11 protein-coding genes are annotated in these 17,403 nt (G+C 63.9%); 5 read left to right on the top strand and 6 right to left on the bottom strand.

The window, feature by feature from the left end; genetic code table 11:
• Window positions 1-10: 10 nt before the first annotated feature.
• A complete protein-coding gene (locus QP166_RS05540) occupies window positions 11-1,096 on the bottom strand; it encodes an alkene reductase (protein WP_333915005.1) in 1,086 nt (361 codons plus the stop codon).
• A gap of 50 nt (window positions 1,097-1,146) precedes the next feature.
• Complete coding sequence (locus tag QP166_RS05535; RefSeq protein ID WP_333915004.1) at window positions 1,147-1,947, bottom strand: SDR family NAD(P)-dependent oxidoreductase; 801 nt, start codon at window positions 1,945-1,947, stop codon at window positions 1,147-1,149.
• A 67-nt stretch (window positions 1,948-2,014) separates the two neighbouring features.
• Between QP166_RS05535 and QP166_RS05530 the strand changes: the two genes are divergently transcribed.
• On the top strand, window positions 2,015-2,611 hold the full coding sequence (locus QP166_RS05530) for a TetR/AcrR family transcriptional regulator (RefSeq protein ID WP_333915003.1): 597 nt from the start codon (window positions 2,015-2,017) through the stop codon (window positions 2,609-2,611).
• A complete protein-coding gene (locus tag QP166_RS05525) occupies window positions 2,608-3,069 on the top strand; it encodes a PaaI family thioesterase (RefSeq protein ID WP_333915002.1) in 462 nt (153 codons plus the stop codon). The genes QP166_RS05530 and QP166_RS05525 overlap by 4 nt, the downstream gene beginning before the upstream one ends.
• A 356-nt stretch (window positions 3,070-3,425) precedes the next feature.
• Here QP166_RS05525 and QP166_RS05520 read toward each other — a convergent pair whose 3' ends face one another.
• Window positions 3,426-5,714 carry a PAS domain S-box protein gene (locus QP166_RS05520; RefSeq protein ID WP_333917263.1) on the bottom strand — a complete coding sequence of 763 codons (2,289 nt, stop codon included), beginning with the start codon at window positions 5,712-5,714 and terminating at the stop codon, window positions 3,426-3,428.
• Window positions 5,715-5,988: 274 nt separating this feature from the next.
• Entirely contained in the window at window positions 5,989-6,702 is a 714-nt protein-coding gene (locus QP166_RS05515; RefSeq protein WP_333915001.1) for a PAS domain-containing protein, read from the bottom strand.
• 544 nt (window positions 6,703-7,246) lie between these two features.
• Between QP166_RS05515 and QP166_RS05510 the strand changes: the two genes are divergently transcribed.
• A complete protein-coding gene (locus tag QP166_RS05510; RefSeq protein WP_333915000.1) occupies window positions 7,247-9,406 on the top strand; it encodes a putative bifunctional diguanylate cyclase/phosphodiesterase in 2,160 nt (719 codons plus the stop codon).
• A 112-nt stretch (window positions 9,407-9,518) separates the two neighbouring features.
• On the opposite strand, the gene QP166_RS05505 is transcribed toward QP166_RS05510, so the two are convergent.
• Window positions 9,519-10,617 (bottom strand): IS3 family transposase gene (locus QP166_RS05505; RefSeq protein WP_333914999.1). Its coding sequence is split into 2 segments (ribosomal slippage): window positions 9,519-10,365 and window positions 10,364-10,617, totalling 1,101 coding nucleotides; the frame shifts between segments, so codons are not numbered across the junction.
• A 285-nt stretch (window positions 10,618-10,902) separates the two neighbouring features.
• Here QP166_RS05505 and QP166_RS05500 point away from each other — a divergent pair.
• Together QP166_RS05500 and QP166_RS05495 are read left to right on the top strand one after the other, a co-directional pair.
• Window positions 10,903-13,404 (top strand): glycoside hydrolase family 95 protein, encoded by a 2,502-nt coding sequence (locus tag QP166_RS05500; protein ID WP_333914998.1) that lies wholly within the window; start codon window positions 10,903-10,905, stop codon window positions 13,402-13,404.
• A 61-nt stretch (window positions 13,405-13,465) separates the two neighbouring features.
• The gene (locus QP166_RS05495; protein ID WP_333914997.1) at window positions 13,466-16,192 is read left to right on the top strand and encodes a TonB-dependent receptor; all 2,727 of its coding nucleotides are present in this window, start codon (window positions 13,466-13,468) and stop codon (window positions 16,190-16,192) included.
• Window positions 16,193-16,476: 284 nt separating this feature from the next.
• Here QP166_RS05495 and QP166_RS05490 read toward each other — a convergent pair whose 3' ends face one another.
• Window positions 16,477-17,370: a LysR family transcriptional regulator gene (locus tag QP166_RS05490; protein WP_333914996.1), complete on the bottom strand. Its 894-nt coding sequence runs from the start codon at window positions 17,368-17,370 to the stop codon at window positions 16,477-16,479.
• Window positions 17,371-17,403: the final 33 nt, after the last annotated feature.

Here is a 17,403-nt window from a genome sequence, read left to right as displayed (position 1 = left end):
CTCCTCCTGCTCAGGCGTCGGCAAGCGTCGGATAGTCGGTATAGCCCTTGGCCCCGCCGCCGTAGAGCGTGTCGGGGTCGAGCGCGTTGAGGCTGGCGCCGGTCTTCAGCCGCTCGACCAGATCGGGGTTGGCGATGAAGGCGCGACCGAAGGCGAACAGGTCGGCCTTGCCGGCCGCCAGCTCCTGTTCGGCCAACGCCAGATCGAAGCCGTTGTTGGCGAGGAAGGTGCGGCCGAAACGCTGGCGAAGCGCGGCATAATCGAACGGCTTGGCGTCGCGCGGTCCGCCCGTGGCTCCCTCGACGACATGCAGATAAACGATGCGCAGTGCGTCAAGCTGTTCGACGACATGGTTGAACAGCGGCTGTTCGTCGTCGGCCGGCACGATGCCGCCGGCGGGCGACACTGGGGATATGCGCACGCCGGTCCGGTCCGCACCGATTTCGCCTGCGACCGCTGCGGTGACGTCGATCAGCAAGCGGGCGCGGTTCTCGATCGACCCGCCATAAGCGTCGGTGCGGGTATTGGCACTTTCGCGCAAGAACTGGTCGAGCAGATAGCCGTTGGCGCCATGGACCTCGACCCCGTCGAACCCGGCCGAGATCGCATTGGCCGCGGCGTTCCGGAAGCTGTCGACGATGCCCGGAATTTCGTCGGCCTCCAGCGCGCGCGGCGGCGAGGTGTCGACGAACCCGTTGTTGACGAAGGTCTTGGTGCCCGCCGGGATCGCCGATGGGGCGACCGGCGCCGCACCATCGTGCAGGTCGACATGGCTGACCCGTCCGACATGCCAGAGCTGCGCGAAGATACGGCCGCTTTTGGCGTGGACGGCGTCGGTAACGACGCGCCACGCCGCGACCTGCTCGGGCGTGTAGAGGCCGGGCGTATCCTGATACCCTTGCGCCTGGCGCGAGACTTGCGTCGCCTCGGTGATGATCAGCCCGGCACTGGCACGCTGTGCGTAATATTCCGCGGCATGTTCGCTGGGGAGCAGACCCGGCGCGGCGCGGTTGCGGGTGAGCGGTGCCATGACGAGGCGATTGGCCAGCGTTAGGGGACCTAGGTCGTAAGACGAGAAGAGCGTGGCTTCGGACATGTCAAAGGTCTTTCGCAAAGCGCGAGGCGCAAAGAACGAGGGGCGGATGATCAGGCGGTGTAACGCGGAGCGGGCTCAATCGCGCCGAAGCCAGGCAGCATTGCCTGCCGCGCGCCGTGGAATGCCTGCCAAAGGTCGGCATCGTGCAACGGCGGGATCGTCACACCTTCCCGCCCATCGAAGCCGGCGAGCGCGGCATCGACCAACGCGTTCACATCCATCATCGGCGGCAGGGTCGCTTCATCCGCGCCCGCACGGCCCCACAATTCTGTCCGCGTGGCGGCGGGGAGGACCGCCTGAACGTAGACGCCCTTCGGCCCCAGTTCGATGGCCAGCCCCTGCGACAGGAACAGCACGAACGCCTTGGTCGCGCCGTAGACGGTCATGCCCAGCTCGGGCGCCAGTCCGACCACCGAACCGATGTTGACGATCGCGCCCTCCCCGCGTTTGGCTAGGCGCGGCGCGACCGCGCTTGCCAGACGCGCGACCGAAAGGGTGTTGAGGGCGATCAGATCCTCCACCGCATCGGTCGATTGATCGACGAAGCTGCCGACAAGGCCGGCCCCGGCATTGTTGATGAGCGTGCCGATCCGGTCGTCTTCACGCAGACGCGTCTCGACTGTGGCAAGCTGGTCGCGATGGGTCAGATCAGCGGGCAGGACGTCGATCGCGACGCCCGTCTCGTTCTTCAGCCGGGTGGCCAGCGCATCGAGCCGTGCGGCATCGCGCGCGACAAGAACCAGATCGTGGCCGCGCCGTGCGAAGCGATCGGCATAGGTCGCGCCAATTCCAGTGGAAGCGCCGGTGATAAGAACGGTTGGGATGGTAATCGGATTGTCCTTTCGGCGCAAAAGCCTATATTGATGATAGGCGTCATGATTGCTAAATGTGATGGCTATCATCAAACGGAAATGGGCGATGGAGATTCTTGTGAAGGTTAGCCGCGAGCAGATGGTAGAGAATCGGGCTCGCATCCTGCGGGAAGCGAGCCGCCTGTTCCGCGCGCGTGGCTTCGCCGACGTGACGGTCGCCGACGTGATGAAGGCGGCGGGACAGACGCATGGCGGTTTTTATGGCCATTTCGCGTCGAAGGGCGACCTGATCGCCGCGACGGTCGCTGACACGCTTGGGGGCGAAGCATCGGCGATGGCAGACATCGATGCCTGGACCGACGCGTATCTGTCGCCGTTGCATCGCGAAAATCCCGACCAGGGGTGTCCGATGGCGAGCCTTGCCGGATTGATGCGGCATCAGACACAGGAAGCGCGCGGCGCCATGGCGCACGGCCTGAACCGGCATATCGAGCGGTTCGCGGCGGCATTGCCCGGCGACGACGACGCCGAACGACGCCAAGCCGCGATTGGCCGCTGGGCGGCGATGGTCGGCGCCGTAGTGTTGTCCCGCGCGGTCGACAACCCCGCATTGTCAGACGAATTGCTCCACGCCACCCGCGCATGGATTGCCACGACGCAGGCTCGCGTCACCACAGATCAGGAAGAGGATGCCCGCGCATGAACGTGTTGACCGATCACGCCGATCTCGACGGCCATGACCAGCTCGCCGCACTGATGGCGGCCAACCGTCATCCGCCGATCGGCGAGACGCTGGAATTCGCCTTGGTCGAGCTCGAGCGAGGCCGCGTCGTGTTCGAAGGATCGCCCTCACGCAAGGTCTATAACCCGATCGGATCGGTGCATGGCGGCTATGCCGCGACGTTGCTCGACAGCGCGTGCGGCTGCGCTGTCCATTCGAGCCTTCCAGCAGGCAATGGCTACACCACGCTCGAACTCAAGATAGCGTATCACCGCGCCCTGACGGATGCGAGCGGACCGGTCCGTGCCGAGGGCAAGGTCGTCTCCCTGGGGCGCCGCGTCGGCTTCTCAGAAGCACGGCTGGTCGATGCGCAGGGACGCCTTTGCGCTTCTGCGACCTCGACGCTGTTGATCATCCCGCTTGAGCCTCCTGCAAGCTGATATCGCGAACGTCCCTCAAACCAGTCAGTTGGCTATCACGTTACAAAGACCCAAATCCGGCCGTTCGAGACAGACCCTTAGCCCCCGATTCCGGTGATCCGTTCATCTCGACGAAAAGGATCCGTGCACACGGGCGACTGTGCATCGGCGCAGACGCGCTGCCGTTTGTGGCGGAAGCCGTCTTCGCCAAGACCCGCCCGCTTATGTACGTTCAGAGCCCTTCTACTGCTTGCCAGAGGCGGTCGTTCGTTAATCCATCCGAATGAGCCGCCATCATGCCTCTGCGAAAAAGTAAGCGGCTCACTAACCTGCGGATTACGATGGCGTACGACGCGAGGTTGCGCTCGAATGTGCGATCATGACCCCGTGAGGGCAGAAAGGCTGGCTGCCAGTTCTGTCTGGCGGAATGGCTTGGTGAGGCGGGCAATGTCGGACCGCATCCCATCGGCTTCGGCGTAACCGGACACGATCAGCACCGGCAAGTCCGGTCGGCGTTCATGTAATGTGCGCGCCAGCATTGCCCCGTTCATCCCCGGCATCAGGTGATCGGTCACAAGGAGATCGGGGTACAACCCCTCGCCTACCAGTCGCAGCGCCTGTTCCGCCGAGCCTGCCTCCACCACCGTATAGCCCAGGTCCGACAGCATGTCGGCCGTCGTCATACGAACGAGATCCTCGTCGTCCACAAGCAGCGCCGTGCCAAGGTGCTTGGGTCCAACGGTTGGCTCAGGCGCAGGGCTTTCGCCTTCGGCTGCAACCGTGCTGATCGGCAGCCAAAGCTCGACGGTGGTGCCCCGATCCGGCGCGCTCGTGATGGTCAATCCACCACCAAGTTGCGCAGCCAGACCGTGCACCATTGAGAGCCCAAGCCCCGTGCCTTTCCCAATGCCCTTGGTTGAGAAGAACGGTTCGATCGCGCGGCTCAGAGTTTCGGCATCCATGCCGCTACCTGTGTCGGTGACGGCAAGACGAACATAATGTCCGCGGGGCAGTCCGGTCCGATCAGGCTCCCGTACATTGGCCCGCCCTACAGCGATGCGAAGCTCGCCCCCGTCCGGCATCGCGTCGCGGGCGTTCACCGCGAGGTTGAGCAGCGCCATCTCGACCTGGTTCGGATCGGCGCGGGCGGGAGCAAGGCCCGGATCGATCGCCACACGCAGGTCGATCGCGGGCCCCAGTGTTGAGCCTATCAGGTCGGTCATGCCGCTCACCAGTTGCGCCACATCGACCGCGACGGCCTGGAGCGGCTGTCGGCGCGCAAAGGCCAGGAGGCGTTGCACCAGCGTCTTGGCGCGTTCGGCCGATTGCAGTGCGCCATCGATCAGGCGCCGCTCGCGCTCGCTGCCCACGCCCTTGCGGTGGAGCATGTCGAGCGAGCCGATGATGGGGGTCAGCAGATTGTTGAAATCATGCGCGACACCGCCGGTGAGGCTGCCCATCGCCTCCATCTTCTGGCTTTGCCGCAACGCCTCCTGTGCGGCCGCCAGCTCGGCCTCCCGCGCCTTGGCATTACTCAGGTCGCGTCCGACCGCGATGAAATTGACGCCGTCGGCCTCGGGGACGACGGTCCACTCGATCGGCTTCCACCCGCCGTCGACCGTGGCGATGCGGTTCTCGAACCGCGCCGATGTCCGTGTCGCCGCGATACGTTCGATCGCCGCCAGCGTGGCCGCGGCGTCGTCGGGATGCATGAACTCGGCATAGCCCCGACGCAGCAATTCCTCTTCGCTCCAGCCGACGACGTTACTCCAGGCCGGGCTCGCCGCGGACATCCTGCCCTGGTAATCGGCGCGGGCGAGCATGTCCTCCGACAGGTTCCACAGACGATCGCGTTCGGCCGAGCGCGCAGCGACCTGCTGTTCCAGCGTGTCGTTCAGCTCCCGCAACCGGTCCTCAGCAAGCTTGCGGTCATGAATGTCGACCGATGCGCCGAACCACCGGATGATGGCACCGTCCTGATCGTAATATGGTTCGCCCCGTACGAGGAACCAGCGATACTCGCCCGCCGCCGAACGGATGCGATGCTCGACGTCGAAGTTGGTGCCGGTAGCACGAGCCTTGTCGAATGCCGCCATCGTGGCACCGGCATCATCAGGATGGATGAACGAGTGGGCGATCTGCCCGGCCGTGGTCGGTTCGTAGGCGGCGCCCGTGTAGTTCGACCATTGTTTGTTGAAGAATTCGGTATGCCCACCGGCATCCGTTATCCAGACGATCTGCGGCACGGCATCGGCCATCAGACGAAAGCGTGCCTCGCTTTCCCGCAGTTGCTCCTCGGCGGCCCGACCGGTCGTGATGTCGCGAGAAACGGACAATAGCTTCTCGGGCCGGAGATCGGCCCCGTTGATCGCGGTCACCACCACGTCCCACCAGCGCGGGTTCCCCTTCATGGTGGGGGCGAAGCCTTGGAAACGGCCGGTGGCGCCTGATTGGGCGATCTGGATCGCGGTGATGACCTTGTGCCGCTCCGCTTCCGGCCAGAGTTCGGGCCAGTGCTGGTGGCGGAGCATATCGAACGCCTCCACTTCCATGACGCCAAAGCCGCCGTCCGACATGAACTCCACCCGGCCATCAAGGTCGAGCACCTTGATGCAATCAGGGAGCTTGCCAGAATCCGCCGGTTGAACTCTTCGCTGGTGCGCAATGCCGCTTCCGATACGCGAAGCCGCTGGATCAGGGCCTGCTGGTCGCGGGCGAGCTGGTCACGCGCTTCGGCATCGCCGCGCAGGCGGACGAGCTCGGTCACATCCTCGACCCGGTGGATGATGAGCGCCACCGTACCGTCAGGACCGAGCACCGGTGTATTGACCGGCGTCCACCACCGTTCGGCGAAGCGACCGTCCGGTCCTCGTACCGAATAACGCTGCACCGCCATCACGTCCGCCGATCCCGTGGCAACGACGCGCTCGAAGGACGCGGTTAGATTACTGACGCCATCCGCCTGCGGATCTCCAGGGTCGTCGGGAAAAGGTCGAACAGGCGTCGGCCGATCTGCGCTTCCCGCGTGATGCCCGTGACCTGAAGTCTGGCGTCGTTTGCGGCAACGATGGTCCAATCCGGCGGGGCCACCACGACCAGGGGCGTCGGCGACGCTTCGAAGAGGGCGCGGAAGTCGGCGGACAAGCCGGACGCGCTGGTCGCCGCCGTCATCCGTCGTTCCGCAGCGTCGCGCGCGCGATCACCGCGGGCGCGGGCGCTCGTCTCGATCGCACTATTGGAAAGCCCGGCAACATGCCCGTCCGCGCCGCGAATTGGCGCGAAACTATAGGTCCATTGCGTCTCTTCGGACATGCCCGCGCGATGGAGGGAAAGGGTCTGATCGACAGTCAGGAAACCGCGTCCGGACCGGTACGCCTCTTCAAGTTGGGGACCGAGCACATTCGCAACCTCTGCGAACACCTCAAGCAGCGGTCGCCCAAGCGCCGTCGGGTGTCGATCAGCCAGCACGTCGGCATAGGCGTCATTGTACAGGAGGAGATGGTCTGGTCCCCAAAGCACCGCCCCGACGGTCGGAGCACGAAGGCAGGTCAGCAAAGAGGTGCGCAATGGCTCCGGCCAGTCGCAAGTCGGACCTATCTGCGTGCCAGCCCAATCACGGGCCGCGATCAGGCTGCCGGTGTCACCGCCGGTCATAAGAAGTTCAATGAAAGTCAAAGCGCTCGTCCGCTATTTGACTTCCACGGCGAAGGCATGCCCTTCGATGCTAATCTCGGCCTTCCCATTGGCGATTGGTAACGCGAGATTGCCTCGACGAGAAGCCGCGGGATGGAAAGCGCTGATTTTGGTCAGCCACGTTGTGCGTGGCAGCATCGATCCGGGGCGGTGGAATCGCCACAATCAAGCTCACTAGTTGTGCCGTTGCGCTACGCTTAGGTCGTACCCGGGTGGTGGGTCCAATAGGCGGTTACGACCCACATCCGGATACTCAACGAGCCGCGGTCCGCTGAAGTCGAACTTCGCAAGTGTCCTTGCCCCAAGCGGCTTACGGGAACCATCCCGAGCGATTTTGATCGCGGCACTTCTTAGCGCAGCTAGACCTATGTCTAGCATTTTTGCCTTTTTTTGTGAGTGATAGGGCTTGCGCTAACGACGCTTAAGACGTTGCTATGCATAGGTTTATGCAGCGATTCGTGTGGTGTTCTGACGAATAGGCGAGGTTGGCAGGCTTAAAACTGGTATGAAGCAAGTTGTTGCCTCCAAGCCACTTGATGAGCCTCAATTGCTCCTACGCGCGCTGGCCGCCGCACAGAGCGAAGCCGATCACTATCGAACAAGCGTGGAGATGGCGCAGCATATTAGCTGGAGCGCAGACAAATCCGGTGCCATCCGCACCGTCAGCGCTCGTTGGACAGAAGTCACAGGCATCGCAGTCGCCAAGGCGCTCGATAGCGGCTGGCTTGACGCGCTGCACACGGAAGACGTCGAGCCGACGATGTGCGCGTGGCGCGTGGCGCTTGAAACAGCGTCGTCGGTCGACGTCGATTATCGCCTGCGTACGTCAAGCGGCTATCGCTGGTTTCGCTCGTTTGCATCACCACGCCTCGATCGCAACGGATCGGCAGTGGCCTGGTTCGGCACGCTGGAAGATATTGACGACAGGAAGCGCGTCGAAACCGAGTTGTTCGCGAGCGAGGAGCGTTTCCGACTGGCCGCGGAGGCGGCGGGCCTTGGCATCTGGGACTATGACGCGCTGCGTGGCACTCGTCTCTGGTCGGACGTTTTTCGCGCGATGCTCGGCCTTGCGCCAGAGGTACCAGCTGAGCCCGCCACCGCCCTTGCGCTGGTCGTTCCGGAGGATCGTCCGTTGCTACGGCAACTCGTCGACTCCATCAGCGATGGTGACATCGAGCCGCGCTTCGAACTGACGGTACGCATCAACCGGGCAGATGACGGTGCGCTACGTTGGATGCAGACGAGTGGCTGGCGGGTCAAGTCGGCAAATGGCCGGATCGAACGCGTTCTGGTAACTGTCCGCGACGTTACCGAGCAACTCACTGCCGAGCGACGGATCCGCTGGGCGGCTGAACACGATCCGCTCACCGGATTGGTCAACCGCGCCGCCTTCAACCGGCTGCTTGAGGACGCGATCGCGCGAGCGGATCGGTCGGATGCAGCAATGCTGACGCTCGCATTATTCGACGTCGACCATCTTAAGGAGACCAACGACACTGCTGGGCACGATGCCGGCGACCTACTGCTGCGCACCGTCGCCGAACGGCTTGTTTTCGTCTTGGGCGACGATGTGGTCGTGGCGCGCCTGGGCGGAGACGAGTTCGCTGCGATCTTGGAGGCTTCGTCGGAGAAGTCGACGGAGCATCGCCTGCGATCTGCACTTCGCTTGCTGCGCGAGCCTGTCGTGGAAGAATCCCTAACGCTCGACTGTCAGGCGACGGCGGGTAGCGCCTCCTTCCCTAGAGACGCGCGAGGGGCGCATGATCTACTTAAGACAGCCGACTTAGCGCTATACGCCGGTAAAGCGAGCGCCCGCGGCGAACTCTCCCGCTTCCGTCCAGAAATGCGTGCCAGCATGCAGCGCCGCACATCGATGCTCTCAGTCGCCCGCATGATTGCGCGAGATGATCGCCTTGTACCCTTCTATCAGCCAAAGGTCAGGCTGAGTGATGGCGCCCTTTCGGGGTTTGAGGCGCTGCTACGATGGCGCCATGACACATTGGGTATCCAGGGCCCTGACACGATTGCGGCGGCATTTGACGATCTCACGACGGCCACGTCGCTTGGCGATCGGATGCTGCAACGAATTTGCGCAGACCTCGTACGCTGGCGGGACGAAGGGCTGACGCTCAGGCCCGTAGCATTAAATTTGTCCCCCGCGGAGTTCCGCCGCGACGATCTCTTCGACCGCATCATGGGTCAGTTACACCGCCACGACCTTCCCGCCGGGTTGCTTGAGCTGGAGGTCACGGAAACGGTTTTCCTCGGCCGCGGGGCGGAGGGCGTCGGGGATACGTTGGGTGCCTTCCACAGCGCCGGGGTCACAGTCGCGCTGGACGATTTTGGCACCGGCTACGCGTCGCTCAAACACCTGCGGGAATATCCCGTCGACGTCATCAAGATCGATCGAAGCTTCGTCGCAGGCCTTCTGACGGAACCTGGTGACGCGGCCATCGTCAACGCGGTGCTCGGGCTTGCAAATCAACTCGGCATCGCGGTTGTCGCGGAAGGAGTGGAGACAGCTGAGCAGGCGGCGTATTTGCTCGCGCGGAACTGTGGCAACGCGCAAGGCTATTTCTTCGGCCGGCCCATGCCCGCAGACAAAACAAGGGCACTTATCGCGTCCACCGAACGAGCTCCCCAGAGCTCTAGCAGTCATAACTAGAGCCGGGGATTGGTCTAGGGGGACCCGGTTTCTCATCCAGTTTAAGGGAGAGTTTCCGTCATTTTGAGGGTCCCCCAGTTTCTCATCCATGTCGAAGGAGAGTTTCCGTCATTCATTCGGCCGCGATCTTGGCCGCGGCAGCAGCATATTCGACCGGCGTCAGCCAGCCAAGCGATGTGTGAGGGCGGCTCTCATTATAGTCCCGCCGCCAGGCCTCGATCTTGGCTCTGGCGTCCTCCAGCGACAGGAACCAGTGCGTGTTCAGGCACTCGTCCCGAAGGCGGCCGTTAAACGACTCTACGAAGGCGTTGTCGGTCGGCTTGCCCGGCCGGCTGAAGTCCAGGGTCACGCCATTCTCGTATGCCCAGCGGTCGAGCGCCTTCGAGATGAACTCCGGCCCGTTGTCCACCCGAATGGTCCTGGGCGCGCCGCGGGTTGACGAGATCCGCGCCATCACCTCGACCACCTGCTCACCCTTGATGCCCTGGTCGACGTCAATCGCCAGCGCCTCGCGCGTGAACGCATCGACGACCGTCAGCGCTCGCAACCGCCGGCCGTCGAACAGCGCGTCGGAGACGAAGTCCATCGACCACATCTCGTTGGCCGCCGCAGCCGCAGGCTGTCGGTCGCGGTTGGCAGCGCTGACGTTGCGGCGAGGCTTCTTGAGCCGAAGGCTCAGTCCATCATCCCGGTAAAGCCGATAGACCCTCTTGTGGTTCACGAACCATCCCTCCCTGCGCAGCAGGATGTAGATGCGGAAGTAGCCGTATCGCGTCCGCGTCGCCGCCAGATCGCGGATGCGCAGCATCAGCGGCGCCTGGTCCGGCCGATGCGACACGTAGCGCACCGACGACCGGTCGACGCCCAGCGCCAGGCAACTGCGTCGCTCGCTGACACCATGAGACGCCTGGACGTGCGCGACGAGCTCGCGCCGTCGTCCAGGCGTCAGGGCTTTTTGACAGCACGTCCTGCAGGATATGCTTGTCCAGGCTCAGGTCCGCGACCAGCTGCTTGAGCTTGCGGTTCTCCTCCTCGAGCAGCTTCAGGCGCCGCAGCTCGCCTACGCCGAGGCCGCCGTACACCTTCTTCCAGCGGTAGAATGTCTGCTCGGAGATCCCCATCCGGCGGATTACCTCCGCCACTGACGTACCCGTCTCCGCCTGCTTCAGCGCGAACGCGATCTGCTCGTCCGTATGCCTCGTCTTCTTCATGTCCAGCTCCTCGCCCGCAGGCTTCAAAGGACCGGAAAACTCTCACTCAACATGGATGAAAAAACAGGGAGGACGTCAGAGGCTCCTCAACTTTGAACATCCTTCATCAACTTCAAGGGCGATCCTGCTGGCCAGAACAGGGCCATGGCTGTCACGTCAGACCCCGACCTCAAACTAGAGGCGTCGCTTCAGCAACATCTGGAAAGATAATTAAGCATTTTTGCTCTTCCCTGCTGACGGAACTTACGCCACAATCACTGGCACAGAGCGTTTTTATATAAGCAAATGGAGAGTTCGATGGCGGGCGAGCTTACGCGACGCGGCCTTCTGGGCGCGGGGGCGGCAGCCGCTGCGACAGGCGGTTTTGGTTCGCTCCCGCTCCTCGCGCAGCCGGTGAATGCCGGCGATGCACATCGGCTCTGGTTCGATTCACCCGCGACGCGCTGGGTCGATGGCTTGCCGATCGGAAACGGTCGCCTTGGCGCGGTAATCCGCGGAGGCATTGCCCGCGACATTATTTCCTTGAACGAGGATACATTGTGGTCAGGCTTTCCGACCTCCAACTCTAACCTCGGTGCACGCGCCGCCCTCCCAGGCGTCCGGCAAGCTGCCCTTATCGGCGACTACCACCTTGCCGATGAGCGCGCGAAACAAATGCAGGGGCCATACTCCAACAGCTATGCTCCGCTAGGCGATCTCGAAATTGCTATCTTGGGCAAGGACGCGGGAGAGAGCGCAGCGAGCGACTATCGTCGCGAACTCGACCTCGACCAAGCGTTGGTCACGGTGACGTATAAGCAAGGCGCGGTTCGGCATCGGCGCGAGATGTTCGTCTCGCACCCCGCGCAATTGGTGGTTGTGCGGTTGACCGCAGAGACTGGGACGATCGACGCCGATCTGTCGCTCGCCACGCTGCTGCGCGGCTCGGCGCGAGCAACCGGGAACCGCATAGTTCTGACCGGTAAGGCGCCGGCCTATGCCGCACCCAATTACCAGAAAGTCGCCGATCCGATCCGATACGACGACGAGCTCGGCAAAGGCATGATGTTCGCCGCGATCGCCGAAGTCATGACTGAAGGCGGCAGCGCGACTGCCGCTGGCGATCGCATCATGGTTCGCGATGCCCGCAGCGTCGAGATTCGGATCGCCGCTGCCACCGGCTTCCGCCGCTTCGACCAATCGCCCGACCTGCCGGCAGCGGCGATCGAAGCAAAAGCGGCGCAGGCGTTGGCAGCTGCTCGCGCCATCGGCTATTCCGCGCTGAAGGCTGCCCATATCGCCGACCACCGCGCGCTGTATCGCCGCGCCGCACTGAGCCTGTCGGGACCGGGCGGCACTACGGCAGCGCGGCGGGCTGGCAACGCACGCGCAAGCGATCCCGGGCTGGCCGCGTTGCTGTTCCACTTCGGTCGCTATCTGCTGATCGCCAGTTCGCGTCCCGGCACGCAGCCGGCAAACCTGCAAGGAATTTGGAATGCCGAAGTGCGTCCGCCGTGGAGCAGCAACCATACCACCAACATCAACACCGAGATGAATTACTGGCCGGCGGAGGTTGCGAACCTCGCCGATTGCCACACTGCTTTGTTCGACTGGATCGAGCATGTCGCTGTGCGCGGCGCCGAGGTGGCGCGCGGTTATTACGGCATGCCTGGCTGGTGCCTGCATCACAACAGCGACGTCTGGGCGATGGCCAACCCGGTCGGCGAAGGCGACGCGACGCCGGTCTGGGCCAACTGGCCGATGGGCGGCCCTTGGCTGATGCAGCATCTGTGGCAACATTATACCTTTGGTGGCGACTTGGCTTTCCTGCGCGATCGCGCCTGGCCGCTGATGCGCAGTTGCGCGGAATTCTGTGCGGCGTGGCTCGTCGCCAACCCCGCTGACGGGCGGCTGACCACGGCGCCGTCGATCTCGCCCGAGAACGAGTTCCTCGCACCGGATGGCAAGAAGGCCTCCATTAGCGCGGGCTGCACCATGGACCTTGCGCTGACCCGTGAGTTGTTCACCAATTGCATCGCCGCCTCGGCACTGCTGAAGACAGACACCGCGTTCGCCGAGACGCTCTCGGGACTGGTCAACCAGCTGGAGCCGTACCGGATCGGCAGCCACGGCGAGCTGCTGGAATGGTCGCGCGAGTTCGCGGAGGGCGAGCCGGGGCACCGCCACATCTCGCATCTATATCCGCTTTATCCCGGTGACGAGTTCAGTCCCCGGCGCACGCCGAAATGGGCACAGGCGGTAGCGACTTCGATGCAGCGGCGCGAGGACAACGGCGGCGCGCAAACCGGTTGGAGCCGCGCTTGGGCGACCTGCATCTGGGCGCGAATGGGCGATGCCGAACGGTCTGGCCGATCGATCGACGCCTTCTTCAAAGACAGTACGCTCGACAACCTCTTCGACACGCATCCGTCGAACAAGGGACCGATCTTCCAGATCGACGGCAATTTCGGGATCACCGCGGCGATCGCCGAGATGCTGCTGCAAAGCCATGACGGCGCGGTCGCGTTGCTGCCGGCCTTGCCGCCGGCGTGGCGCGACGGCAGTGTGCGGGGCCTCCGCGCGCGCGGAGGCGTCACCGTCGATCAACGATGGAGCCAGGGCTTGCTATTGCAGGCCGAGCTGACGTTCGCGAAGAGGGGCGACATACTCGTGCGATTGCCCGAGGGCCGCCGCGTGCGCGCCGCAATGCGCGGTGGTGTCGCAGTCCCGCTGCGCGACGACATGGCCGGGCTCCTACTGAAGGGGCGCGCCGGTGACCGCATCACACTGACCATCGGCGCCGCCTGACCGCAACCGCCATCACCGCCGACCCGTCACCAAGGACGGGAGGCTTTACGGGGAGAAAAAATTGACAACACGTTTTCTGGCCAGCGCAGTGTCGCTTCTGGCGATTACCGTCGCCTCGTCCGCGATCGCGCAGACAGTGCCCGCGGCCGAACCGGCGTCGCAGGACAATGCCATCGACGCCGCCGGGAGCGGCGAGGAAGTCGTCGTCACCGGCATTCGCCGCAGCCTGGCCGATGCGACAGCACTGAAGCGCAACAACGTCAGCATCGTCGATGCGATTTCGTCCGAGGACATTGGCCGCTTCCCCGACCAGAACCTCGCCGAATCGCTGCAACGCGTGACCGGGGTGCAGATCACTCGCAACAAGGGCGAAGGCTCACGCGTCGCGCTGCGCGGGCTCGGGCCGAACTTCACCCAGACGCAGTATAACGGCCGCCAGATCGCGACACCGGGCGGCGGGCGCAGCTTCTCCTTCACCTCGCTATCGTCGGATTTCGTCAGTGCCGTCGAAGTGTTCAAGTCCCCCAGCGCCGAACAGGTCGAAGGCGGTCTGGCCGGCATCGTCAACGTCCGCGTCGCGCGTCCGCTCGACGCCGGGCGTGACGTGGTGGCGATCACCGCGGAGGGCATCTACGAGGAGAACCCGAACCGGGTCACCCCGCACGCCTCGCTCTACGTCAACAAGGTCATCAACGACCGCTTCGGCGCCAGTTTCGGCATCAACTATGAAAAGCGTCGCGTATTGTCCGCCGGCTACCTCGGTTATGGCGCGGAGAATGGCGTTGAGGCACGGCGCAATCCGCCCCTCGACTATAATCTCGATGGCGACTTCAACGACCAGTATCGTTTCATCCACACCACCAATCTCGTCGCGCAGGACGGCAAGTTCGAACGCGCGACAATGATCGGCGGGTTGCAGTTCAAGCCGACCGACACGCTCAACTTCTACGCCGACGGCTTCTTCTCGGACTTCAAGGATTATTCGATCTACAACGAACATCAGGTTCGTTTCACCAACATCCAGGGCCCGAGCGCAGGTGTCGTGGGCAGCACCGTGGCGGGGAATTATTTGACCGCACTCGACGCCAACGGCGTGGACCACCGCGCCGACACCCGCCCGATCGACACGCACGATGAATTGTTCAGCGGCGCGATCGGCGGGATCTGGACGGTCGATCGGCTGAAGGTATCGAGCGAATTCACCTTTTCCAAGGCGCGGCGCACCTCGACCAATTATGGCTTTGCGATCAATTCGCGCGCGCGGGTCGGCTATGACACCGGCGGCAATCTCGGGCGCGAGCCGACCGTCACCTTCAACCGCGGCTACGACCCGCTCGACCCGTCGACATTCAACCTGCTCGCAGTCGGCGGCACCTATCGTGCGCCGAGCATCGATCGCAATTACGACGGCCGGCTCGATGTCGCGCGCGACCTCGACCTCGCGGACGCGTCGCTGGTGCTCAAGGCCGGAGCGATGTTCGCCAACCGCAAGAGCGAATTCAGCTCGCGCACCTTCAACCTGACCTCACAGCAATTCGCCAATGCGCTGGGGCAGGCCTATAATCCGACCGTCGAGGGTGGCAGCACCTCGGCGGCGCCGATCCTGTCACAGGTCGATTATTCGAAGTTCGTCCAGTCGTCGCTCGGCACCTATCTGGCGCCGAACCTAGACGCCTTCTTCGATCGCCTGCCGCTCTCGGAGATGCTGGCGCTCGCTCCGCCACAGGCGCAGCTCGCCAACGACTTCCAGGTCAGCGAGCGGTCCTATGCCGCTTATGGGCAGGTCGACATCCGCGCGCTCGACGAGCGGTTCAACGGCAATATCGGGCTGCGCTACGTCCGCACCGATCAGACATCGGACGGCAATGCCGCGGACCTGTCGACATTGCTCGTACGACGGGGCGGGATCATCACCGTCGTGCAGGGCACCACGCCAGTCTCGATCGACAACAGCTATGCCGAATGGCTGCCCAGCGCCAATCTCTCGTTCGATCTCACGCCGCAGCTGAAGGTGCGCGGCGCGGTGGCGCGGACGCTGACCCGCCCCGACATCGGTCTGCTGTCGCCGACGCTCAGCGTCGATGCGAACACCAGCACGATCAGCGCGCGCAACCCGAACCTTCGCCCCTATTTATCGAACCAGATCGACCTGTCGCTCGAATATTACTTCGCCGGATCGGGGCTGCTGTCGGCGGCCGTGTTCTACAAGGACGTGAAAAACTTCATCGTCAACACCGCAACCTCGGTGACGCAGACCGTGCAGCTGGAGGAAGGCGGCAGCCGCGAGCAGGTGTTTCTACTGCGCCAGCCGCGCAACGGCGCGAGCAGCAAGATCAAGGGCTTCGAGCTTGGCGCACAGGTGCCGTTCACCTTCCTGCCCGGCGCGCTCGATGGGTTTGGCGTGCTCGGCAACTTCACCTATCTCGATCTCGGCGACGTGGTGGTAACGCAGGGCGAGCCCGCGATCCCGATCTCGGGGGCATCGACGCGCAGCTATAATATCGCGGGCTATTACGAGAAGGCGGGCTTCGGCATCCGCGCCTCGTACAATTATCGCAACGGCTTCGTGAACGACGCGATCAGCACTTTCGGCGACGGCGATTATCAGCGGTCGTACGGACAGCTCGACATCTCGGCCAGCTACGACATCAATCCAATGATCACGCTGAACGCCGACGTGACCAACGCCACGAATGCGAAGATCTACAACGACACCGGCGCCGGGCTGCTGCGCGGCGTAGTCGACAACGGTCGTCGCGTGACGGCCGGCGTGCGGGTTCGGTTCTAAGCGTTGGTGCCCGTTACCTGGCGAAAGCCGAGGTAACGGGGTTACCCTGCCGGATCCACTCGCGAGGGAGAAGCGGTCGTCAAGGCTCAGCCTGGTCTCAGCCGCTGTCGCGCGCAGGCGTCCAGCAGCTTGTGCTGAAGTTCACTCGGCCGGCACCTCGGCGTAGTTTAAGCTGCTTACGCTCGCGGCAGCGATCCCGGCTGCAACCTTGGCGGCCCCTTCGCATCCTCGATCATGGCGAGGACCGATGCGTCGAGCACCATACGCTCGTCCGGCAGTCCCGATCAGGACCACGCGCCCTGTCGCCCCCGTCCCCGCATCGCGTCAATGAACACACGTACCGCGGGCATAGCCGCCCGGCCGGTATCATAAAGCAGGCTTACTGGCATGGCGGGCGGGGCCTGATCCGCCAGGACCTCGACCAGCCGCCCGCTCGCGACACCCGCGGCCGACTGGTAGCTCAGCACATTGGCAAGGCCCACGCCTGCCTCGGCAGCAGCCAGGATAGCATCGATGCCGTTGACGGTCAGGCGGGGGACCATTGCTACGGCATTGTCGCCGCGTGCGCCAAACGGCCATCCGCTGCCTGCGCGCACGCCGCTGCCCATGATGCAGCGATGGGCGGCAAGGTCGGACGGAGCGACGGGTACGCCATGTTCGGCAAGATACTCTGGGCTCGCCACGATGGTTTGTCGAACCGAGCCGATCGCCACGGCGTGCAGCGTGCTGTCCGCCAGCGCCCCGATGCGCACCGCCACATCGACACCCTCCTCGACGATGCGCACATTGCGGTCGAGCAGCATCATGCGGGCATTCAGGCCGGCGTGACTTGCCAGCAGCGTGTTGATGACCGGCAGCACATGCAGCCGCCCGAACATGACCGGCGCGGTCACATAGAGCTGCCCCCGGGGAACCGAGCGACCGCCCATCGCAATTTGCTCCGCCTCACGAAGGTCTGCCAATATGCGCCGCGCCCGATCGAGCAGACCCGCCCCGTCGTCAGTCAGGGATACCGCTCGGGTCGAGCGATAGAACAGCGTCACATTCAGATGACGCTCCAGCGCGGCGACTGCACGGGTCACGCCGGGAGGAGACAGGTTAAGGGCGCGTCCCGCCGCCGCGAAGCTGTGCAGCTCGGCCACCTTGACGAAGACTGAAAGGCTCTCGAAGCGATCCATCATTCCTCATCGCGCAATAGTCTATGTCAAACA

It is taken from the genome of Sphingomonas sp. LR60 (genome assembly GCF_036855935.1).
In the GTDB taxonomy this organism is placed as follows: Bacteria; Pseudomonadota; Alphaproteobacteria; order Sphingomonadales; family Sphingomonadaceae; genus Sphingomonas.
This window is presented reverse-complemented; position numbering and strand designations above follow the sequence as displayed.